The 22,673-nt window shown below is 40.1% G+C and carries 24 protein-coding genes; 5 read left to right on the top strand and 19 right to left on the bottom strand.

Annotated features, from left to right (window positions below):
• Positions 1 to 82: 82 nt before the first annotated feature.
• The 6 genes from ACPPVU_RS01180 to ACPPVU_RS01155 form a co-directional block, all read right to left on the bottom strand.
• Positions 83 to 319: a hypothetical protein gene (locus ACPPVU_RS01180; protein WP_426669856.1), complete on the bottom strand. Its 237-nt coding sequence runs from the start codon at positions 317 to 319 to the stop codon at positions 83 to 85.
• Between the two features lie 143 nt (positions 320 to 462).
• Entirely contained in the window at positions 463 to 1,449 is a 987-nt protein-coding gene (locus tag ACPPVU_RS01175) for a 3-keto-disaccharide hydrolase (RefSeq protein ID WP_426669855.1), read from the bottom strand.
• 129 nt (positions 1,450 to 1,578) lie between these two features.
• Positions 1,579 to 2,301, bottom strand: a complete 723-nt coding sequence (locus ACPPVU_RS01170) for an SDR family oxidoreductase (protein ID WP_426669854.1) — start codon at positions 2,299 to 2,301, stop codon at positions 1,579 to 1,581.
• Positions 2,302 to 2,595: 294 nt separating this feature from the next.
• On the bottom strand, positions 2,596 to 3,006 hold the full coding sequence (locus ACPPVU_RS01165; RefSeq protein ID WP_426669853.1) for a peroxiredoxin family protein: 411 nt from the start codon (positions 3,004 to 3,006) through the stop codon (positions 2,596 to 2,598).
• A gap of 239 nt (positions 3,007 to 3,245) precedes the next feature.
• Entirely contained in the window at positions 3,246 to 3,953 is a 708-nt protein-coding gene (locus ACPPVU_RS01160) for a hypothetical protein (RefSeq protein ID WP_426669852.1), read from the bottom strand.
• 98 nt (positions 3,954 to 4,051) lie between these two features.
• Positions 4,052 to 5,596 (bottom strand): YifB family Mg chelatase-like AAA ATPase, encoded by a 1,545-nt coding sequence (locus ACPPVU_RS01155; RefSeq protein WP_426669851.1) that lies wholly within the window; start codon positions 5,594 to 5,596, stop codon positions 4,052 to 4,054.
• Between the two features lie 179 nt (positions 5,597 to 5,775).
• Between ACPPVU_RS01155 and ACPPVU_RS01150 the strand changes: the two genes are divergently transcribed.
• Both ACPPVU_RS01150 and ACPPVU_RS01145 read left to right on the top strand, forming a co-directional pair.
• Positions 5,776 to 6,357: a Crp/Fnr family transcriptional regulator gene (locus tag ACPPVU_RS01150; protein ID WP_426669850.1), complete on the top strand. Its 582-nt coding sequence runs from the start codon at positions 5,776 to 5,778 to the stop codon at positions 6,355 to 6,357.
• 81 nt (positions 6,358 to 6,438) lie between these two features.
• Positions 6,439 to 7,170 (top strand): hypothetical protein, encoded by a 732-nt coding sequence (locus ACPPVU_RS01145; protein WP_426669849.1) that lies wholly within the window; start codon positions 6,439 to 6,441, stop codon positions 7,168 to 7,170.
• A gap of 62 nt (positions 7,171 to 7,232) precedes the next feature.
• On the opposite strand, the gene ACPPVU_RS01140 is transcribed toward ACPPVU_RS01145, so the two are convergent.
• The 13 genes from ACPPVU_RS01140 to ruvX form a co-directional block, all read right to left on the bottom strand.
• Entirely contained in the window at positions 7,233 to 9,521 is a 2,289-nt protein-coding gene (locus tag ACPPVU_RS01140) for an ABC transporter permease (protein ID WP_426672236.1), read from the bottom strand.
• 92 nt (positions 9,522 to 9,613) lie between these two features.
• Positions 9,614 to 9,955 carry a DHCW motif cupin fold protein gene (locus tag ACPPVU_RS01135; RefSeq protein WP_426669848.1) on the bottom strand — a complete coding sequence of 114 codons (342 nt, stop codon included), beginning with the start codon at positions 9,953 to 9,955 and terminating at the stop codon, positions 9,614 to 9,616.
• A gap of 141 nt (positions 9,956 to 10,096) precedes the next feature.
• A complete protein-coding gene (locus ACPPVU_RS01130; RefSeq protein WP_426669847.1) occupies positions 10,097 to 10,480 on the bottom strand; it encodes a hypothetical protein in 384 nt (127 codons plus the stop codon).
• Positions 10,481 to 10,653: 173 nt separating this feature from the next.
• On the bottom strand, positions 10,654 to 12,243 hold the full coding sequence (locus tag ACPPVU_RS01125; protein WP_426669846.1) for a M1 family metallopeptidase: 1,590 nt from the start codon (positions 12,241 to 12,243) through the stop codon (positions 10,654 to 10,656).
• Between the two features lie 4 nt (positions 12,244 to 12,247).
• Positions 12,248 to 12,922 carry an energy transducer TonB gene (locus tag ACPPVU_RS01120; protein ID WP_426669845.1) on the bottom strand — a complete coding sequence of 225 codons (675 nt, stop codon included), beginning with the start codon at positions 12,920 to 12,922 and terminating at the stop codon, positions 12,248 to 12,250.
• A 90-nt stretch (positions 12,923 to 13,012) separates the two neighbouring features.
• Positions 13,013 to 14,338: a signal recognition particle protein gene (gene ffh / locus ACPPVU_RS01115; protein WP_426669844.1), complete on the bottom strand. Its 1,326-nt coding sequence runs from the start codon at positions 14,336 to 14,338 to the stop codon at positions 13,013 to 13,015.
• 253 nt (positions 14,339 to 14,591) lie between these two features.
• A complete protein-coding gene (locus ACPPVU_RS01110) occupies positions 14,592 to 15,596 on the bottom strand; it encodes a DUF3078 domain-containing protein (protein WP_426669843.1) in 1,005 nt (334 codons plus the stop codon).
• Positions 15,597 to 15,664: 68 nt separating this feature from the next.
• Complete coding sequence (locus ACPPVU_RS01105; RefSeq protein ID WP_426669842.1) at positions 15,665 to 16,408, bottom strand: hypothetical protein; 744 nt, start codon at positions 16,406 to 16,408, stop codon at positions 15,665 to 15,667.
• Between the two features lie 96 nt (positions 16,409 to 16,504).
• The gene (locus ACPPVU_RS01100) at positions 16,505 to 17,344 is read right to left on the bottom strand and encodes a glucosaminidase domain-containing protein (protein ID WP_426669841.1); all 840 of its coding nucleotides are present in this window, start codon (positions 17,342 to 17,344) and stop codon (positions 16,505 to 16,507) included.
• A gap of 62 nt (positions 17,345 to 17,406) precedes the next feature.
• The gene (locus ACPPVU_RS01095) at positions 17,407 to 17,937 is read right to left on the bottom strand and encodes a glucosaminidase domain-containing protein (RefSeq protein ID WP_426669840.1); all 531 of its coding nucleotides are present in this window, start codon (positions 17,935 to 17,937) and stop codon (positions 17,407 to 17,409) included.
• A 2-nt stretch (positions 17,938 to 17,939) separates the two neighbouring features.
• On the bottom strand, positions 17,940 to 18,578 hold the full coding sequence (locus ACPPVU_RS01090) for an O-methyltransferase (RefSeq protein WP_426669839.1): 639 nt from the start codon (positions 18,576 to 18,578) through the stop codon (positions 17,940 to 17,942).
• A 91-nt stretch (positions 18,579 to 18,669) separates the two neighbouring features.
• The gene (locus ACPPVU_RS01085) at positions 18,670 to 19,092 is read right to left on the bottom strand and encodes a GxxExxY protein (RefSeq protein ID WP_426669838.1); all 423 of its coding nucleotides are present in this window, start codon (positions 19,090 to 19,092) and stop codon (positions 18,670 to 18,672) included.
• Between the two features lie 73 nt (positions 19,093 to 19,165).
• Positions 19,166 to 19,579 (bottom strand): Holliday junction resolvase RuvX, encoded by a 414-nt coding sequence (gene ruvX, locus ACPPVU_RS01080; protein ID WP_426669837.1) that lies wholly within the window; start codon positions 19,577 to 19,579, stop codon positions 19,166 to 19,168.
• Between the two features lie 165 nt (positions 19,580 to 19,744).
• Between ruvX and ACPPVU_RS01075 the strand changes: the two genes are divergently transcribed.
• From ACPPVU_RS01075 to ACPPVU_RS01065, 3 genes are read left to right on the top strand one after another with little or no spacing between them, the layout of a single operon-like run.
• Positions 19,745 to 20,890 carry an ATP-binding protein gene (locus ACPPVU_RS01075; RefSeq protein WP_426669836.1) on the top strand — a complete coding sequence of 382 codons (1,146 nt, stop codon included), beginning with the start codon at positions 19,745 to 19,747 and terminating at the stop codon, positions 20,888 to 20,890.
• Positions 20,891 to 20,893: 3 nt separating this feature from the next.
• On the top strand, positions 20,894 to 22,189 hold the full coding sequence (locus ACPPVU_RS01070; protein ID WP_426669835.1) for a PSP1 domain-containing protein: 1,296 nt from the start codon (positions 20,894 to 20,896) through the stop codon (positions 22,187 to 22,189).
• A gap of 10 nt (positions 22,190 to 22,199) precedes the next feature.
• On the top strand, positions 22,200 to 22,652 hold the full coding sequence (locus tag ACPPVU_RS01065; protein ID WP_426669834.1) for a gliding motility lipoprotein GldH: 453 nt from the start codon (positions 22,200 to 22,202) through the stop codon (positions 22,650 to 22,652).
• Positions 22,653 to 22,673 lie beyond the last annotated feature (21 nt).

The raw sequence follows: 22,673 nt of genomic DNA, 5'->3' as shown, positions 1-22,673 counted from the left end.
AATTAAGCTTTATTTGCCTTGTTGGTTCCCGTACTGGTTTAAGAGCGTGGCAGTCTCTTAAACCGAAACGGAAAACTGAACGTTACGGATGAGTTTCCTCTTCACCAACTTGTTCAGCAGCAGATACAAAGTAATTCCCATTGGTGTTGAAGTTCATCGGACCTTCGTTCCTGAACATATCAGCAAGGGCCAGAAATTCTTGTGGGTCCGGAAATATCTGGTAAGTCACATTTTCCCCTACGAATGTATAGTAAAAATAGAACTGCTTTTTGGGAATACTATATCCAAGATTATAATTTGAAACCCGCTTCCATGCCATCTTGACCTCCTTTTTTTAATTATTAAATATACCTGGAGGCCAATCCATTAAGCAATAGTGGTTTTACTTATTCCATACCGTGTTTTAACGGTATTTAACCCAATGAATTTGAGTTAAATACCGTTATTATACTTTAGGTCTCCTTATTTCGCCGGAGTGATCACAATATTCCGGTAGTCGATAGGACCATGGTCACCCTGGAACAGGATGGGGCCAGGCTCTCCTTCTTTGCTGTTGATCGCACCGCCGGTAATACCCGGTATCTCCTGCCGGCTGATAACTGTAGTGCCATTTGCAACTATGGTTACCAGACGACCAACAAGGGTGATATCGTATGATTGCCATTCGCCCGGATCTTTCGCCATCATTTTGTTAGGCGGAAGAAAACCGTACACGGCACTGAACTGATTATTGATAGGCTCCGGTTCGCCGCTTTTGGTATCTATCACCTGCACTTCATAACGCCCGCGCAGATAAATACCACTGTTGCTGCCCTGCTGATAACGGAATTCGACATGCAGCTTAAAATCGGTAAATGTTTGGTCGCTTATCAGATTAGCGCCTGAATGTTTGCTGCTTAAAATACCTGATTCAACTACCCATTGATTGGTGCCATCAGTATGCCAGCCTTTCATATCTTTTCCATTGAACAATTTAATAGGCTGTCCCCAAACAGGTGTCTTGGACCTTGCCAGTAACGGTGCGCGAACACCTGTAAAATTATAAGTCACCCCATCTGTATAAACCATGGTGCCTTTTATCACGTCGCCGTTCACGTCAAATTCAAAATCCATATTGCGGGTTCCTTCCTCCCATTGCGGAGGAATCGAAAAGCTGTATTTGCCATCATGCGGCTTAACTTCCGAAATTGGGCGCGCACTGCCGAAAGCATAAGTAAAACGGCCTATCAGAGTATGTGTGCCCGATTTCTGCACCTCCAGCCATGACGGCAAACTCTTGCCGCCTTTATCCATCGTAATATCCCATCTGCCAATAACGTCAGGATCTTTAATCATTTTAGCCTGGGCGTGGGTTATTTTAGCTGCCGTTAAGAAACCTAATGATAAAATAACTGGCACACAGATAACGCGGCAGATACGTTTGATGCCGGAAAGCGGTAGATTTTTCATATTTCTATTTTTTGTAAGAGCTAAATCTACAAACTAACTGTGTTAAGTCCAAAGTCTTGATTCATAAGTCCTGAGTTGAATTTTTGATTTTTTACTTAAGACTTCCGACTCAGAACTTAAGACTCACAATTACTGGTTCGTCATGTTAAAATAATTTCTTAACTCTTCCTGGCTGGCATTGGCCCTTGTTTCGCTGGTTCCGAAAGTGAGTTCTTTTTTTCCTTCTTTTAATTGCTCAAATATCGACTCGACAAAATCACTTACCGGAGGTGCGGCATTGTGCAAACCCTTGCCACCCAGATCGGTATTCAATGCAGGTGGGATCATTTCTATCACTTCAATATTTTTTGACTTCAAAAGGTGACGTGCCGAAAGCGTGAACGAACGGAAAAATGCTTTGGTAGCTGAATACACAGGTATTTTTGCAAAAGGCGCAAAAGACAAACCCGAGGTCACGTTAATAATGGTATCTAACGATTTCAGATTTATAAAAAGCGACATTAAATGGATTGGCGCTTCTATATTGGTTATGATCTCCGCTTTTGCACGCTGAAAAAAGTCCGCATCATCAAATCCCATCCATTGCTGTACACCTGCATTGTTTACGAGCACATTCAGATCGCTGTGATTTTTAGCAACCCAGGTAAAAAGCTCGATACGCTCTGCTTCATTAGACAGATCGCACACTTTAGTAATTAGCGAAGGAAACTGAGCGGCAACATCTTTTAAAACAGATTCGCGCCTGCCGCAAATAATAACGGTATTGTTTTCCTGTATAAATCTTTCGGTAAGCCCCAGGCCAATGCCACTTGCCCCACCGGTGATCAAAATTTTGTTGTTAGATAATTTCATCTCTATTATGTTTTTATAGTATAACAAAGATGCAACGAAAAGGGGTAGGGTAGTTTGCGAATATCAATCTGTTGTTTGCAAAATTCAAATGTTGTGGATACTGACACAAACTACCCGGCCTACTTAATTTAAAACTTTTAATAATGAACTTACAGATGACCTTCGGGTATAATCTTTGTCAAAATGCACATAGATGATTTTCCCTGAAGGATTGATTACATAAGTTGCGGGGACCGGGAGTACATGATCTTTGTTACCGTTGTTCTTTTCCAGATCGACTCCATATTTTTTTAGTTACGATAGGGTTTCGTCGTTTACGGTATAATTAACATCATATGCTTTCATTATCCTATAGTCATGGTCCTGGATAATTGAAAATGAGGCATGAGTTTTATTGACGGTCTGCTTAATATTTTCTCCGGTTTCCGGTGTTACACCAATAACATATGCACCTTTACCGGTTAGTAATTGCAATGAATCTTGTAACTGACTGATTTGCTTATTGCAATAAGGACACCACTCTCCCCGGTAAAAAAATAGGACTACCGCTTTGTGTGATTTAAGCAGGGTTTTCAGATCGATCGTTTTGCCTGCATTATCTTTAGCAGAAAATCCCGGAGCAATGGCGCCTTCTTTCAAACCGCTTTGCGCCAAAACTTGTAATGAGAAAATTATCCCGGCGGTTATAAGTAAATATTTTTTCATGATTTAAATGATTATAGGAGTTTTAATATTTACTTCTTAGTCGATACTAGTAACAAAACCTTACGTCGGATTTTGATTTTTATCCACTACTTGTATATTCAGGATAGCAACGGGTAGCCTAACGCATTTCCCCAACTGGATACTCGCACCAGATTGGAGTAGTTTGCGAATATTAATCTGTTGTTTGCAAAATCCAAATTTATAAGTACTGACAAATCGCTGTCTTTGCTTTTTATCAATCACTTCTCGACATCAATTAAATCATATAGTTGATTAGAGGTTAATTGGTATTTAGCATTCGTAACCGACATAAGAACAATAAACACATCTTTGCCTTTTTTCAAAAACATAATATCAATTGGCAATGAGCCATTATCGAGCGCAGACTCAGCAGCCTTATTTGAGTTCGAATACACTACGGTTATATCCGAATAATTATAATTAATAGAAAACTCGTCAAATCGGGAATAAAAATATACCAATGACTTGTTTCTAATAAGTGTTTTGGTACTTTCTCCAGAAAGATTTAAATCTATATGGGATACGGTATTCTTACCTGTTTTATAAAACACGCCGAATAGAGGACCTACGGGATAATAGGTTAAGCCATTTGTATTTAACTTTTTTAAATTTGATAATGTGACTAATGAATCAAGAGAATAATTTCCTTTCAAATCCAGTTTTAAAACCTCGACAAAATTTTCTCCATGATTATAAGAAAACTCAACTATTGGGTTCTGATATTTTAAAGTAAGGCTTTGAATAACAGAAAGTTTTGGTTTTATATCTGTCCTGAACAAACTCCAATATTCATCCGGCGCCTTCTTTCCAGATTTGAATTCATAGTTGGGATTATTGCCTCTATTGTATATTAAAAGCGTTATAAAAAACAATAAAATTATTAAACCCGCTAGTTGCCATTTACTAATTCTTATTTTGTATTTCATATATCCGATTTAATTCTTCAGTCATCCTATATTTAAAATATAATAAAAATATTTAGGCTTTCAATCCGACGATTTGGTTATTTTATCATCAGTCATACTTACCCCGCCCATCCCTCTCGATCCAAACTTCTAAAATGTATCGCTTCGGCCAGGTGCTCCAGTTTAATATCCTCGCTTCCGGCGAGGTCAGCTATGGTACGGGATACTTTCAGTATCCGGTCATAAGCCCGGGCGCTGAGGCCTAGTTTTTCCATGGCCTTTTTTAACAGGGTTTGCCCGGCGAGATCGATTTTACAAATATCCCTTACCATTTGCGGACTCATCTGGGCGTTGGCGTGCAGATCGGGTTTTTCGCCAAAACGTTCTATTTGCTTTTCCCTCGCCTGGATCACACGTTCGCGTATGTTTTCGCTTTTTTCGGCAAGCCGGTCGGAGGATAGTTCCGAAAAATTAACCGGAGTAACCTCCACATGCAGATCGATACGATCTAATAGAGGCCCTGATATCTTACTCAAATACTTCTGCACCGTCCCTGGCGGACAAATGCATTCCTTCTCCGGGTGATTATAATAGCCGCAAGGGCAGGGGTTCATACTCGCGATCAGCATAAAGCTGCTAGGATAGTCCACCGTAAACTTCGCCCTTGATATCGTTACGCGGCGTTCTTCCAGCGGCTGGCGCATCACCTCAAGGGCACTGCGTTTAAACTCCGGCAATTCATCTAAAAATAACACACCATTATGCGCCAATGAAATTTCACCCGGCTGCGGGTTACTGCCCCCGCCTACGAGCGCCACATCACTAATAGTATGGTGCGGTGACCGGAACGGCCTGATAGTTACCAGCGCATCTGCTGTTGAAAGCTTCCCGGCTACGGAATGTATCTTGGTGGTTTCTAATGATTCGTACAAACTCAGCGGCGGCAATATGGATGGCAACCTTCGCGCAAGCATAGTTTTACCTGCCCCCGGCGGACCGATCAGGATCACATTATGACCGCCTGCAGCAGCTATCTCCAAAGCACGTTTAATATTTTCCTGCCCCTTAACTTCGCTGAAATCACTATCGTAATTGCAAAGGCTGTTATAAAACTCATCGCGGGTATTTACTACTACGGGTTCTAACTGAATATCGCCATTAAAAAATCCGGCTACCTCTTTAATGTTCTCTACGCCATACACTTCCAGGTCATTTACTATGGCTGCCTCACGTGCATTTTGTTTTGGGAGGATAAAGCCTTTGAAACCATCCTTACGGGCCTGAATAGCAATAGGTAAAGCACCTTTAATAGGCTGCAATCCGCCATCCAGCGAAAGTTCGCCCATGATAATGTATTTCTCCAGGTTTTCATTATCTACCTGCCCGGAGCCGGCGAGTATGCCGAGGGCTATGGGAAGATCATATGCCGAGCCTTCCTTGCGGATGTCTGCCGGGGCCATATTTACGATTATTTTTTGCCGGGGCATACGGAAATTATTGGTTTGCAGGGCGGCTTCAATACGCTGCATAGATTCACGCACGGCGTTATCCGGCAGGCCAACAATTAAATAGAATGGTTTGGCCCCGCCACTTATATTTACTTCAATGGTTATTGTAATGGCCTCTATACCATAGACCGCGCTTCCAAAAGTTTTAACTAACACTGTGATAAAGTTTATTAAGCGAAAGATAGAGAATTTTTGTGATGGACGAAAGCATGTTAAGGAGCCAATCCTCATACACAGGGATAATGACTTTAACCTATAACATCAGACCCGGCTTTAATTTGGAAGTTTGACAGGGTTTATTACTTTTATCATATTGTAAGTACTTTAAATTGACCATGAATAAGGATAGTCTGATTCAGCTTTTTCAAAGTGTATTGCCGATGAGTACCAGCAAGGCCGAGCAGTTAGTGGAGAAATATAAGACAAAGAAAATTAGCAGGAACGAGTATTTATTAAAAGAAGGAGCCATTTGTAACGAGTCTCATTTTATCGAAGAGGGTATAACAAGGTCATACACTTATGACCTTGAAGGCAATGAGGTAACCACCGCATTTTATTCAAAAAAAATGTTCTCCAGTGACCTTGTTTCATTTTTTAAAAGGACACCATCGAAAGAATATATCCAGGCATTAACTGATTGCGAAACGTGGTATCTTACTTACGAGGATATGCAGACAAACTTCCATACATTCCCTGAGTTTCGTGAATTTGGACGGCTAAATATCATTAACCATTACAGTACATTGAAACAACGAATGTTATCAATGTTGCAGGAAACGGCAGAGCAGCGTTATAGCAACCTCATCAATTCGAACCCTGAAGTACTTCAAAATGCTCCTTTAAAACACATTGCCTCTTACCTGGGCATAACCGACACGTCATTGAGCAGAATAAGAAAAGAATTTGTAAAAAAATAGTCCATCTCATTTCTTGCCATATGCCAAGTGTAAGCCAGGATATTTGATTTTCCTTTGCCTTATTAACTTAATCAAAATAAAATGGCAAGCTACATATCAATTATCCCCGTTTGGATTATAGTTCTATTCATCGCAAGTTTTCTTTATTCGCTTTTTTTAATCGCAAACCCGGCAAAAGAGGCGGCCCTCAATGCCGGCATAACTTCGGAAAAAGCGAGAAATATTCAATTCGGCATTGTGGGTTTTTATATTATTTATCTCGCTTATGTTTCAATATTTGCTTTAAAGGGCGCGTTTTACATCTTTTCACTGCCCCCTAAAATAATGGTCTATGCTGCTATCCCATTAACCATTATACTATTTGCAATTGTCGGAAACACTAAATTATTCAAAAATTTACTCAGGTCAATTACGTTAGAATCCCTAATCACTATGCATATATTCCGTCTGCTCGGTGTTTTCTTCATCATTATTTATTGCTATCATTTGCTTCCTGCCGACCTTGCTTTTTCAGCAGGAATGGGCGACATCATTACGGCGCTATTGGCTTTTCCTGTAGCAAAAATGGCTGCAAAAGGCAAATCCTGGCGTATAAAAGCAGTTTATGCGTGGAACATTTTTGGGATATTGGACATTCTTGTATTGCTCGTGATTGTGGCTATCACTACTAGAAACTCCATCATCACCGGTGAACGCGGTGATTTGGAAATGACGATATTCCCATTTGTGTGGTTCCCTGCATTTGCCCCGGCAACAATATTGTTCCTGCACACTGCTATTTTCAGAAAGCTACAGCTAATGAAGGTTAAATAAAGTGGTTAATCGCAGCGCAAGGGGGGGATTGGCGAAGATAATCCCCCTAACCATCCCATGGTTTATTCAGATCTTAGAGATTTTGCGGGATTAATCACCGCCGCTTTAATGGATTGATAGCTCACTGTACATAATGCAATCGCCAAAGTGCAAATAGCTGCGCCATAGAAATACCACCATTCCAAATTTATCCGGTAAGCAAAATCATCAAGCCAGTTTTTGGCGATAAGATAGCTTAATGGTAAGGCTATACAAATGGCAATCAATATCATTTTAGTAAACTCCCCGGATAATAAACGGACTATACCAAACACACTTGAGCCTAATACTTTCCTGATGCCAATCTCTTTAATCTTCATTTCGGCAGTGAATGCAGATAAGCCAAAGAGGCCCAGGCAGGATATCAAAATGGATAAGCCCGCAAAATATCGTGATAAAACTGAAACCTGCTTTTCAGAAACATATAAAGCCTGGTAATCCTGGTCCAAAAATTTGTAATTAAAAGTAAGACCGGGGTTAAACTTTTTGTAAAGATTTGCCAGGTTACTCAACGCCTCTTTTTCTTTGCCTGGCTTAATTTTGGCGAGTATCGTTGATGCTGTGTAATTATCAATCCGGAATTTCATCGGTTCTATTTTCTCATGCAGCGATTGAAAGTGGAAGTTCTTTACCACCCCAATAATTTCAGTATTGTACCCCGGTCCTTTACTTATCGTCCCGACAGGGTTTTTAAGCCCCATCGCCTCAACAGCCGCTTCATTTAAAATTATTTGAGAATTATCTGAACCAAAATTTTTAGAAAAAAATCTTCCCTCTTTGATCTTTATTCCCAATGTTTCGATAAACCCATAATTTACCCCAAATGAACGAAAAGGTATTTTTTTCCCATTAAAGTCTATAGTTGCCGTGCCTCCAAAATCATCGCCTATCAGGTTTCCGATCATGCTGGAAGCGCTTTCTATACTCGGTAATTTTTGTATTTCATTGAGGTAGGCCTCAGGGGCTTTCCCATCTGATTCAAAATAGATAACATTGTTCTTATCAAAACCCAGGTTCTTATTCTGTACATAATCTATTTGTTTATAGACTACAAGAACCGAAACAATAAATATTACGGACAGGCTAAATTGAAAAACTACCAATCCTTTCCTGGTCAATTGCTCTGCTATTGAATTATTAAACTTCCCTTTTAATATCATAGCGGGTTTAAATCCCGACAGATATAAAGCGGGGTAACTGCCTGATAAAAGTCCGGTAAATAAGGTGATACCAATAAGGGCTAAACAAAGTTCCGTAGTGAATTGTAAATGAAGACTTTTTTGTGTGATCTCATTAAATTGTGGCAATAAGAGAAAAACAATAAACACTGCAACTATTACAGACAGAGAGCTCATTAAAAGGGATTCAAGCATGTATTGCAGTATCAGCACCTTTCTTCCAACACCCATAGCCTTTTTTATGCCTATCTCTTTTACCCTTTTTGCTGCCTTAGCAGTAGACAGGTTCATGAAATTTATAGCTGAAATAATGAGTATGAACAAAGCAATCAGTGAAAAAAGTTTCACGTACTCAATTCTTCCTCCGGTCTGTTTCCCATTTTCATATTTGCTGTATAGATAATTATCGGAAAAGCGTTTAAGAAAGAAACTCCGATTCCCATCCTTACTTTGATCTCTTACATATCGGGTTAATTTATCATTGAAATTATCAATGTTAGTCCCATTCTTTACCGCTAAATACGTATTAAAAGGCTCTGATAGTCCAATTGCACTTCCTGTTCCCATTCCCATTATATCTTTAAGGGCGTCGAAGGACAGTACGAAGTCAAAATGCCCGGAGCTATTTACAGGTACATCTTTAAAAATGCCGGTAACTATGCATTCTTTTTTCATTCCAGCCACATCCCAACCAATCGTTTTTCCAATGACGTTATCAGTCGATCTGAATAAATTGCGTGCCTGACTTTCAGAAATAACAATCGCATCTTTATTTGACAGCACATTTGATTCAGTACCTTGAACCAGGTGATAAGAGAAAATTTTAAAAAAATCTTTGCTGGCAAATTTTCCGGCTCCCTTTATTTTTTTGTTATTCCCTGACAATGTAAATTCTGGCAAAAATAAATCAGGGGTAGCAATAACAGCATATTCTACCTCAGGCATCTCTAAGGGAAGAACCTCCGCCAAAGTATGTGGAGTATCTTTTCTAGTATCAATACCTTTTTCGCTTTTAATGTTGGTCATTACCTGATAAAGCCGACTATCATTCACATGATATTTATCAAAGCTTAATTCATCATTTACCCATAAGTAAATAACCATTACGCAGGCAAGTCCGCTGGAAAGACCAATGAGGTTAATTAAGAAAGTGCTTTTGTGTCTTTTAAAGTTTCTTTAAGTAAGGAGTAGGTTGTGCTTGAACATATTTGTCTTGATAAATCGTGTTACTTTAAAAAATCACCATCGATGATCAATAGCTTAACCCCATCCTTTGAGATCGATCTATGACTGCTTAATTCATCCGATACCACATAAGTCATTCCCTTCGTCAGGGTGAATGCTTCGCCACTTTGCAGCTCACTAACAAATTCACCTTCGAGGCAGTGAACAATATGGCCTTTCTGGCACCAATGATCAGCAAGATAGCCTGCCGAGTATTCAACTATCCTAATACGTAATCCCGGAAATTGTATTGTTTGCCAAAAAGCCTCACCCGTTTCACCAAGGTGAACAGATGAGGCTATCGCTGACCAATCTATAGTTTGAAAATTTATGTTGCTTGACATTTAGCCTGATTAACATAGAGTTTAACCAAGCCTAAGTTATAGAAATTACGTTGTCATTCATAGTGAAGAATCTTCTTCGACCTGCCTCTTCACTATGCATATTAGAGAAGATCCTTCGTTCCTCAGGATGACAATTCTTAATTAAATCGCGGTAAAAAACACGAACCCGCAAATAATGATCACATTAACCAGCACCACTACCGACCATTTGTTAGGGTTGTGCCGGCTCAAAGTTGCAAGCTTGTAGTTAAGGCCCTTAAGCCACCTGTTATTTAAAAGAATAAGGTAATTGAACAGGAGGAAACCCACCGCACCCAGCAAAATAGCCGTATCCATACCCGCACTTGCTGTAAATCGTTGCGAACGCAGCATAAATTGTGCTAAAAGCAATGCCGTAGTCAGTACGATAATAAGCAGGAAACTCACATTAAATAATGATTTAAATTGGGGCAATTTACCCTGACCGAAGTTTCTGAACATCCACCTGTATGACGTTACATAAATGGATTGATAGGATTTAAACATGGCTGTAAGTGTTTAAAGGTTAACGGTTGATGATACTTTTAGGGGGAAAGCATCAAGTGATTTATTGTTTAAACATATAACGTAAAACGATTATCCAAAGTATATTGTTTCGAATATTTTTATTTTACAAAACAATATACGAAAAAATGCCTATCAAACAAAACTAAATTACACTATTGTATTTGTTCCTTCACCTCAAAATCAGCCAGTAAATTCACGTTTGGATCGATGACAAGCGGCGCAGATGCTTGTTTAACAGCAAATTGAACATGGGTCGCTTTATCTTTTATTGTTACCGTATGCACCTCACCACCCACTGAAATTTCCAGTGGGAAATTAAATAGTGCAGCCTGTTTCTGTGTAATGGTCAGGTCGACTGTATTCTTTACTTTATTATACAGATAGGTAATATTTAAATGTGGCGTGCCGGGGCTATACAGCCATTGTTTAAAAAATTGTTCCAGATTTTGCCCGCTTGCCTTTTCCAGTTCTGTCCGCAGATCATTTGTGTTCGCGTTACCATTCTCGTATTTAGCATAATAAGAGCGTATCCCTTTCCAATAAGCTGTATCGCCAAGCTTGCGTCTTAGCATGTGCAATATCCAGCCGCCTTTTTGGTAGCTGTTTGCGTTCAATAGCACCATGTAATTAGCATGCACGGTGGTATCCACAACGGCAGTTTTCCTGCTCTTCTCAAAATCAAGTACCGTTTTCCTATCAGTTATCTCGCGCTTTTTTAAGGTGTCGATACCGTATTTATGTTCCAGGTAAACATTGGTCATATAAGTGGCAAAACCTTCGCTCAGCCATAAATGACTAAAATTTTTCTCGCTCGCAGCATCGCCAAACCATTGGTGCGCAATTTCATGTGCCATTAATTCTTCAATCCCTTTATCACCAACCGAGTTTTCAAAATAGAAAATGCAGCTGGCATTCTCCATACCACCAAATATAGTTTTGGATTGGACGTTCGCTAGTTTCTCATATGCATACGGACCAACCTTATCTATATAATAGGCCAGTATTTCTTTTGCAACAGCGTAACTATTAAAACCAACATCTTTATTTTCCGGGAAAACATACGTGTAAACAGGAATATTCTTCACATCTCCGGTATGGTCAACCGCGAAATCCGCCACACCTATTACCATCACTTTGGTAGGCAGAGGTGCGGTTTCTTTCCAGTGAGTTATTTTTTGATTATCCGGCAACGGCGTCTCACTCACCATTGATCCGTTTGCAATTACCTGGTAATGATCTGGTGTGGTTATTATAAAATCCACAGTGGCTTTATCTGCGGGTTCGTCCACGCAAGGCAACCAATTGTGTGCACGATTGGGCCAATTATCCCCAAAAAAAGTACGGTGACCGAATTTATTGGTCGAGATGATCAACCCATCAACGGGCACACCTTGATAAACTATATGATAGGTATGCTCACTGCCAACCTCAGCAGTTGCATTTATATTGATCGCATCACTATCCTGCTTAAATTTCAGTTCCTGCTTATCTTCTGTCACCATGCCCACAAGCATTCCTTTGCCCGAACTATTTTTTTTAACCAGGTCGATCTTGAACGATTGGGCTTTCTTCAAGAATTTAACAGAAACATCTGCCTGTCCGTTGATCACATTATCTGCATCAGTCAGCTGTATGGAAAAGGTGTAATGCTGTACATCGATGATGGCACCGGGTGATTGGGCATTTGCAGAAAAACAAACAACAAACAATCCTGGTAGAAAAATAAAAATTCGTTTTAACATAAAATTAGTCTCTAGCAAGTGTGAAAGTAAAGGGTAATTCATATTCAACAGTAACAGGCATCTCATTAAATATACCCGGCAACCAATCTCCTTCAATTAATTTAACAACACGCAATGCTTCTTCATCACAGCCACCACCTATTGGTTTTTTAACCCGATAATTTGAAATATTGCCATGAGCATCTATTGTAAATGCTACTATTACTTTCCCCTGTATATTGTCTTCTTTTGCCACAGCAGGATACCGAATATTAGCAATATATAATTGAAGTATTTTATTATCTCCATCCACAAATATAGGTGGCTGATCCAAAGTTACGTTTGTGGTATCCGGGCCGTTTATTAAATTATATTTTTCGATACTTTTAACGGACTTAGGTGGATTAAACAGCAGTAATTTTTTGTGAGTATAATCATATTTAACCTCGATCTCGCCATTATGATCATAACCGTTCCAAACACTATCTCTATTATTATTTTTGTAGAACCCTTCACAAAGTAAGTGGCCGCCATGAAGTGAATAAGCAGCATATGGTCCATCCTTAATGCTGTTATCAGATTTTAAAACATAAAACCTCTCTTTTATACCCTTGTCAGTTTTATCATTTGTTATTTTTACAGTTTGTGCGAAAAGATTTGTCGAAAAGATTAATGCGCAAAGTAATAAGGGTAATTTCATGCTTTAAATATAAATAGTTTGTAAACAAAAAAGCGGCCAGAGCCGCTCATAAGTAAATCCGAAATCGAACATCCGAAATTCGAAATAATCTCAACGTGGCATTCTCCGCATCATACTCGCCATTGCCGCAGGATTGCTCATTTGTTTCATCACCTTGCGCATATCCTCAAACTGTTTTATCAGGCGGTTTACTTCCTGCATATCAGTTCCCGAACCTTTTGCGATACGGTTACGGCGGCTTTGGTTGATGGAATCCGGGTTTTCTTTTTCATACGGGGTCATGGAAAGTATGATAGATTCGATATTTTTAAACGCATCATCATCCACCTCTACATTCTTCATCATTTTGCCAACGCCGGGTATCATGCCCATCAGATCTTTCATGTTACCCATCTTTTTGATCTGCTGTATCTGGCTGTAGAAATCGTTAAAGTCGAATTTATTCTTGCGGATCTTCTTTTGCAGCTCGGCAGCTTCTTTCTCATCAAACTGCTGTTGTGCACGTTCAACCAGCGAGATCACGTCGCCCATGCCCAATATCCTCGATGACATACGATCCGGGTGGAAAACATCCAGCGCTTCCATCTTCTCGCCTGTACCGATAAATTTGATCGGCTTGTTCACTACCGATTTGATGGATAATGCTGCACCGCCACGGGTATCACCATCCAATTTGGTCAACACCACACCGGTAAAGTCAAGGCGGTCGTTAAATACTTTCGCAGTATTCACTGCATCCTGGCCGGTCATGGAATCCACCACGAACAATATTTCGTGTGGTTTTACCGCATCTTTTACCTGCTCAATTTCCACCATCATGGCTTCATCAATAGATAAACGACCGGCGGTATCTATGATCACCACATTATTGCCGTTCTGTTTAGCCAAAGCCACACCTTCCCTTGCAATTGCAATCGGATCTTTTGATTCCAGGTTAGCATAAACGGGTATGCCAATCTGCTCACCCAAAACCTTTAACTGTTCAATAGCTGCAGGGCGGTAGACGTCGCCGGCCACCAGCAGTGGTTTTTTATTCTTCTGCGTCTTTAAAAAATTAGCCAGCTTACCGCTGAAAGTAGTTTTACCCGCACCGTTCAAACCTGCTATCAATATTACAGTAGGAGTGGCCGGGAAATTCAGTTCGGCTGTGCTGCCGCCCATCAGTTCGGTCAGCTCATCACTCATGATCTTGGTGAGCAACTGGCCCGGAGAGATGGAGGTCAGTACATTCTGACCCATGGCTTTTTGCCTTACCTCATCGGTAAAAGCTTTAGCAGTTTTATAGTTAACGTCGGCATCCAGAAGGGCTTTGCGTATCTCCTTCATGGTCTCTGCCACGTTGATCTCTGTAATGGTTCCTTGTCCCTTCAGGACCTTAAACGCCCTGTCGAGTTTATCCGAAAGATTTTCAAACATTATAATAAAATACTTTTAATCCTTAATTTGAGGATACAAAGGTATGATTTTGAAACATACTATGCTCTGTATAAGTGAAAAATGGCATAAACCGAATTTGGATAAAGCCTTATTTTGGATAATTCTTTGTCCGTCGGCTGAACTAATGACAATAAATAATACAGCAATACACTTTATTCATTGCCGTCCCATTTATGGGGCGGATAAGTTAATGGGTTAAATGGCTTTAGCCAAATAAAATGGAATAATCATCTTACGGGAATGTATAATTCACACCCATAGCCAACCCTTCAGTAGCCTGCGGTCGGGGAGAGGTGTTTTTATCATACAGGAAGGTACCATTCATGGTCACATTGATCAACCGGTTTACCTTTGCTGTTAGTGTTGCATCCAAACGATGGGTTGTATAGGCCAGTGGTTGCTGGTAAGGCACAAACAAAGCATAGCGGGCGTTAAGGTGCAGATTCTTCATTATATCCTTATCAACAGCAGCCACTATCTGCACGGCAAGCTGATTATAAAAAGTATGACCCGGCTTTACGCCGTAATTATCAGGCTGATTGTGATAGATGGTTGTATCTAAAACAAACGTTTGCTTTGCCGTGCCTGTACCAAAACGAATATCATAGAATTTATTTGGTTTAAACTCAAACCCCAATGATTCTGTCAAATATCCCGGCGACATGAAATTAGAGATCAGCAGCCCCTGGTTGATTTCATTCCCATTAGCATCAGTATAGGTAAACCCTTGAGAAAATTGCGACTCAAAACTTAATGATCCAAACAGAAACCAGCGTTTTGATAGCTGAGAGGCCACTTTATTATCCAGGAATATACGGTCATTAGTTTTTCGTGCACCCTGTCCCTTATTAGCGGCTATGCCATAGATGAAGTTGGTTTCCGAAGTATAACTAAATGGCGTTTTGTTGTATTCAGCTTTAAAATCAAAAGTACTACCCAAAGCTACCGAACTGATACCACCGGCGCTCCAGTTACTGGTAAATGCCGATTGGTTAAAGTTTAAACCAAAAACAAGTGTTTTGTGCCAGTAGCTCACTTTATAATCAAGCAGCTCTATTGGTATTAATTGTTCGGTGATCTGCACTGGTCTGATACGGATAGGCAAAGCATTTTTTCGGGGCTCAATACGGTATTTGTTGAGTAAGTTAGTATCTACTTTAAGGCTGTCGGTATTTTGTGCGGAGGCAGAAGTAACGGATAATACAAGCAGAATTAACCCTAGACCTATTTTTGACATAGTTCGCAAATTAACGTAAAATCAAATTTGTTTTAAAATCAAATCGAACATCAGCCATCTGAAACACTTTAATCCGGACTTTGAATTTTATTAGTGTTTAAAGGCTGCTGCGAATAAATTCTCTTATTATGCAGGTATCTTCTCAAATTATTACGGATATAAGTTATAAACTCATACTCCGTTGCCGTAGTTACGGTATAATACCCCGGCCTGTATCTGACCATAAAATTTGTCAGGTCCTGACCCTTTAACTTGGTGATATTGCCCACATAAGTACGGTTAAAACGGTAATCTATCACATTTTGCTGGTAATCGCTTTGAATTATCCCCTGTAAATGCTGTGCATTGCGCCCGCTCCGGCTCAATGAGTTCCATAAGGCGTCGATACTTAAACCCGCACCACCAGCCGGCGCAGTGCTTAAAATATCACTGTAAGCGTTTGATCCGTATGCCTTACTAAAAGATTTTCGTGTAGCCTGGAACCGTTGCAGTGGAGTAGCCAACGAATCATGTATGGTTACTTCTTTAAGGGGGATAGCCGAACGCTGTAAGGAAACAACAAGGTTCTCCTTGTCTTTTACCAATAATGTATCCGGCAAATAATCCTGCTTTATAAATATCAGCTGATCGCCCGGTTTGGCATCGATCTTAAATTCTCCTTTTAAATTATTGTAAAAGGATTCGCCTGTAGTGTTGTTGATGATATTTGTGCGGGCTACCCGGTCCCTGGTATCTTTATCGTAAACTACACCCTCTAACTGCCCGTCTCGTTTGGGACTTGGTTTATCCTGTGCAATTGATCTAAAAGACAATCCACATAACAATAAAAGCAGCCATAATCTCATTCTAAAATTAAAACTAAGCTTTCGGCCGGGCTTCATCACGCTATTTAACAAAAATTAACATCCCTATTTTACCACAGTCAGCTTTTGCCCGATCCTGATATTATTATCAGGAAGATTATTTAATGTTTTAAGATCATCAACTGTTATGCCAAAACGCCGGGAAATGGAGTATAGTGTATCACCAGTTGTTACCGTATAGCTTTTATTTACTGTAGTGCCCTGTGTAACCGAATCTTTACCAGCCATTAGTCCATTATCGTTGATCTGGGTGAGCACTTTGTCCTCGCGCTTTTCTTTTTGAACCTCAGTTTCAGGGCGATCGTATTGATCAAGATTATATTTCTGTATAACATTGATCAGTAATTGCGGATAATTTGGATTAGTAGCGTATCCTGCGGCCTTTAAACCATTAGCCCAGCCCACATAGTCGTTTTTATCCAGTTGAAAGAGTTTGGCATAACGGGGTCGTTTCAAAAACTCAGAATGATCGCGGAAAGAATCCTCAGGGCGGTCGTATACTCTGAAACAGTCGTTATGATTGTCATCGTCTTTATAATAACCCTTGCCTTTCCATTCATTGTTGCATTTAATGCCGAAATGATTATTTGCCACCCTTGCCAGCTCACCATTGCCACTACCGGATTCAAATAATCCTTGTGCTAATGTTATACTTGCCGGTATACCGTAAAGATTCATTTCCTGTATAGCAATTCCTTTAAAACGATCTATATAGGTTAATGAAGTATAGGGCGTATAACCGGCGATGCTTTCGCTATTGGCTTTCTGTATCGACTGGTTATTCTTATGTGCTTCCCGATTGCTGATCAATCCATTATGTACAGCACACGAACTTAAAAGTAAAGCAGATGAAAACAGAAGAGAGAAGTAAATTGATTTTCGCATGAACAGTAAAATCTTAATTGACAGTATAGTATTATGCGCCAAACTTAAGATTTATATACAAATTATTGTTGGTTTGCTGCTAATTGCTTTTGATCTGCAGGATTTTCATCAAGCGTATTCAGCTGATATTTACGGATAATGGCCAATACCTGCGATGACCATTTATGGCTGCTGCAATAGCCGCTGCGTTGTATGCCTTTTGCCCAGGCCGTGTAATCATAATGAGTAAGCGTTTCCGCCAGGTGGCTGAATTGCTCACGCTCGGTCATGATGCGGGCAAAATCCTGGAAAGAGTCCATCACCGAATTATATTTTTTATAAGATGTCCTTATCTTTTTGTTGTTCTCATAGTAAACATGGGTACTATACCCCTTAACACCAAACTGATTGTTCAGTGTTTTTGCAATATGGCTGTTCCCATTTGCCGACTCATGCATAGCCACTGCCAAAATAATACTGGCAGGTACACCGCTTTCGTGCATAATGCGAACGGCGTTGTCTTTAAATTTCTCTATGTAGGATTGGGATGTGTTTTGAGCTGAAACAGCTAATGATGAAATCAACAGTGTTAAAATCAATAAGAGTTTTTTCATAATCATTTTTTTCTAATGAGCATAACACCGTCACGAACCGGGAGGACTAGTTTTTCAACCCGTGTGTCCTGGGTAATATGGTCATTAAGTTCACGGATTAGTCGGGTATCGGTATCGTTTTCTGCGCCGTATACTTTCCCTTTCCACAAAACATTATCAATTATAATAAGCCCACCTGACCTTATTTTCTCAATTACTAACTGAAAATAATGCAAATTATTTCTTTTGTCAGCATCAATAAATGCAAGATCGAAATTATTTTCTTCTATTTCTACGATAATTTGTGCTGCAGGACCGAAATATTGCTTCACTTTTTTCTCCACATTTGTGGACTTATAGTGCTGGGAAAGCATTTCTTCCATCTCGCGGTTTATCTCAATGGTATGGATAATACCGTCAGCAGCTAACCCTTCGGCAAGGCAAATAGTAGAGTAGCCGGTAAAAGTACCTATCTCCAGTATGCTTTTTGGCTGCATCATTTTGCTCAGCATACTCAGCAACCGGCCCTGGTAATGACCCGATAGCATATGAGGCTGAAGTACCTTTAAATAGGTCTCCCTATTGATCTTTTTCAACGCTGGTGGTTCCGGATCGCAATGATCTTCCAGGTACAGCTGAAGGTCATGGGGTAGAATCTCCATGGCGCCAAAGATACACCGTTGATTCGAATGATTTATGGATTTCGTTGATTTTTTTATCTAAATAACTGATTAACAGATTTATTTGAACTAATTAAATCGATTGATTTTGCTGTTTAGAGAGCTTATGCTCGTTTGATATCCTTTTAAATTCAAGACTTTTCGAGCCAAAGTTTATCAATAATCCGGTTTCCAATTTGTATGCTTCCAAATAATTTAAGCCTTGTGCAAGATGGATTTCTTCCAATTTATTAAGAGCTTTTAACTCTACGACTATTACATCTGCGACTAAAAAATCCACTCGTCTTGTTCCTACTTTGATTGATTCATAATAAATAGGAATTTCTAATTCTCTCGCAAATATCAATCCTTGTTTTTCAAATTCAATTGCCAAACATTTCTGATAAATTACTTCTTGAAATCCATTGCCAAGCGTATTATGAACTTTCATAGCGCAGCCGATTATTTTGGCAGTTAAATCAGAGTGCTTATAATTATTATTAACTATATCTTTCATTGAATAAGGTTTAGTTATCTAAAATCAATATTAAAGATAACATTCACAACATGTAATCAACGAAATCCATAAATCACCCTAATCTGCGGTCCATCCAGGATTGCAGCAATATCACCGCGGAAACCGTATCTACCAGCTCCTTATTTTGTCTTGCTTTTTTACCGATTCCGCTTTGGGCGATGGCGGCTGATGCCATTTTGGAAGTAAAGCGTTCATCCAGCATTTCAATGGGAATTTCAGGGAAAGTTTTCTTTAATAGGGTCACAAACCCTTTTACATGCATAGCTGATTGCGATGGGGTATTATCCATCTGTTTGGGTTCACCCACAATAAAGCGTTCTACCTGTTCAGTCAGCATATATTTTTTGAGGTAGTCGAGAATATCTTTCGGGTGTATGGTATCCAACCCCGTCGCGATGATCTGCATCGGGTCAGTGACGGCTATGCCGATGCGCTTGGTACCGTAATCGAAGGCCATTACTCTCATGGTAGATATGAGATATGAGATGTGAGATGTGAGACCATAATTATCAAAGGTAATAGTTATTAGTATTGATTAAAATTGGCGACTTAGTGTAAAAAATATGCCATTTGAAAGGCTGTCTCAAATCTCATATCTAACTTCTCAAATCTAATTCTTATTTTGCACCAAATGCAGTTTAAACACATAGCGGGACAAGGGGCTGTTAAGCAAAGGCTTATCAATATGGTTAATGAAAACCGTGTCAGTCATGCGCAATTGTTTTTGGGGCCCGAGGGTTCCGGAAGCCTGGCGCTGGCTATTGCTTATGCCCAATATCTGTGCTGCGAGGATAAACAACCTGATGATTCATGCGGTGTTTGCTCATCCTGTCGCAAATATCAAAAGCTGATGCATCCGGATCTGCATTTTTCCTATCCTTTTTTTGCAAAGGATAAAAATGATACGGCTTTAAGTTTTATCGAACAATGGCGCGAGGCCCTGTTGGCAAATACTTACCTGAGCCTTGATATCTGGCGCAGTTATTTGGATGCCGAAAATAAGCAGGCCAATATCAACATTGCCGAGTGCCACCAGATCATTAAAAAATTAAGCTTTAAGCCTTTTGAATCTGTTTACAAAATATTGATCCTTTGGCTGCCCGAATATTTGGACAAAGAAGGTAACTCGCTGCTCAAAATAATTGAAGAACCGCAACCCAATACTTTGTTCCTATTGGTCGCACAAAACCAGGATCAGATATTAAATACTATACTCTCGCGCACGCAACTGGTAAAAATACCTGCTTTAAGCTATGATGAAATAAAGGAAGAGCTGATCCAAAATCACCATCAAACCGAATTTTCCGCTGCTGAAATTGCATACCTGAGCAATGGTAACCTGACCGAAGCCCTGGCTATGCTGCAACAGGAAAACAAGAGTTATCATACATTGTTCGTTCAATGGTTGCGCCTGTGTTTTGGCAATAAAGGACCTGAAGTAATGGCTTTTGTGGATCAGGCTTCAAAAATGGGGCGCGAAAATCAAAAGAATTTTTTGCGCTATGGCATCAGTTTCATACGCGAGTGCTGCTTGCTGATGTCGGGTGCTGGCTCACTGGTACACCTGCCTGCGCAGGAACTGGAAACCGCCCAAAAAATGACCAATGTAATGAACACAGCGATGGCCCAGGCAATAAGTACGGAGCTTGAAAAAGCGCATTATCATATTGAGCGAAATGCAAATCCGAAAATCTTATTTTTAGATGTATCTTTACAAATTATTAAAATTCTAAATTTTAAAACGCTCCCGCAAGGGACTCTTTATATACCGGATTAAATTATGGGATGTGGAAGTTGCTCATCGGGTGGTTGTTCACCCGCCGGCTGCAAAAGTAACGGCTCATGCCTTACTAATGGCTGCAGCAAATTAGATGTTTACGACTGGCTGTCTAATATGGATATGCCGGCAAATTATAAGCCTTTTTCTATTATTGAAGTGAAATTTAAAGGTTCGCGTAAGGACTTTTTTATCAATACTGACAATATTTACCTGGAGGCAGGCGAACTGGTTGTGGTAGAAACCGCTACCGGTGGTTTTGATGTGGGACACGTATCTGTAACCGGCGAATTGGTGCGGATGCAGATGGTAAAACACCGTGTAACCGAGGCAGACGTAACCAAAAAAGTTTACCGCAAGGCAAGCCCTACGGATGTAGACAAGTGGAAAGCCGCCAAAGAACTTGAATGGGAAACCATGCACAAAACGCGTAAGCTGGCTTTGGAACTTGGCTTGTCGATGAAAATAAGCGATGTGGATTACCAGGGCGATAAAAGCAAGGCAACTTTCTATTATACGGCCGAAGGCCGCGTGGACTTTCGCGAATTGATCAAAAAAATGGCCGAATCCTTCAGGATCAGGATCGAAATGAGACAGATCGGAATGCGGCAGGAAGCCAGCCGTTTAGGCGGTATCGGCTCATGCGGGCGCGAATTATGCTGCTCAACCTGGTTAACAGATTTTAAAACGGTTTCCACGTCAGCGGCACGTTATCAAAATCTTTCTTTAAACACATTAAAACTGGCCGGCCAATGCGGTAAGTTGAAATGTTGTTTAAACTATGAGCTTGACACTTACATGGATGCTTTAAAATATATCCCAGATAATGTGAATGTGCTTAGAACTGAAAAAGGTGATGCCCGTTTACAAAAAACGGATATCTTTAAAAAGTTGATGTGGTTTAGCTATCCCCGGGAAGATAACTGGATTCCTTTGGAGATAGATCGCGTAAAAGAAATTCAGCAGCAAAATAAAGAAGGCATTATTCCTGCCGACCTTGGCGAGAGCAAGGAAGAGGAAAGCAAACCGGTAAAAGCACTGGATTATGAAAATGTTGTAGGGCAGGACAGTTTAACCAGGCTTGATGAGCGTAATCGCAACAAAAAGAAGAACAAAAATCGTAATAAGCCCCAGGGTAATAAACCACAAGGCGTAGTTATACCACAAGCAACAGAAAATAAACCAGCAGAAGCTATTAAAAGCAATGTCCCTAATAATAAAAACCGTAACAACCGCCGTTTCAGGCCGAACAGAAACAACCGGAACGATCAGAACAAAGGGAATGAAGGCGGCTCATAAGCTATTTTTTATGTTACTCTTAGGATCGGCGATGCTTTATATGAGCGGATGCACCGATCCCGGTGCAGTTTTTGATCAGAATATACCTGTTGATAATCATAATTGGTCGTATGCCAACAGTGTAAAAAACACTTTTAAAATTGATGACGCTTCTATTCCGTACAACCTTTATATTAATCTGCGGGTTACGGGTGAATATAAGTACTCCAATATTTTTATACTGATACGTAAAAGCGGCCCGAAATTAACAGGAATAACCCGATACGAAGTTAAACTGGCCAATCCGTTCGGCGAGTGGCTGGGGCAGGGGTCAGGCAATTTATATAGCTACCAGGTACCTTTCCTCACCAATTTTAAATTCCCCGAAAAAGGAACTTACACCTTTGAAATGGAACAAAACATGCGCGATAATCCCCTGCACGAGGTAAATGATGTGGGCATAAGGGTAGAAAAAGCAAAATAATCATACAAGCCCATAGGAGTT

The sequence above is a fragment of the Mucilaginibacter sp. McL0603 genome (assembly GCF_049992945.1).
GTDB lineage: Bacteria > Bacteroidota > Bacteroidia > Sphingobacteriales > Sphingobacteriaceae > Mucilaginibacter.
Note: the sequence above shows the minus strand (reverse complement) of the source record. Positions and strands in the feature narration are given on the sequence as shown.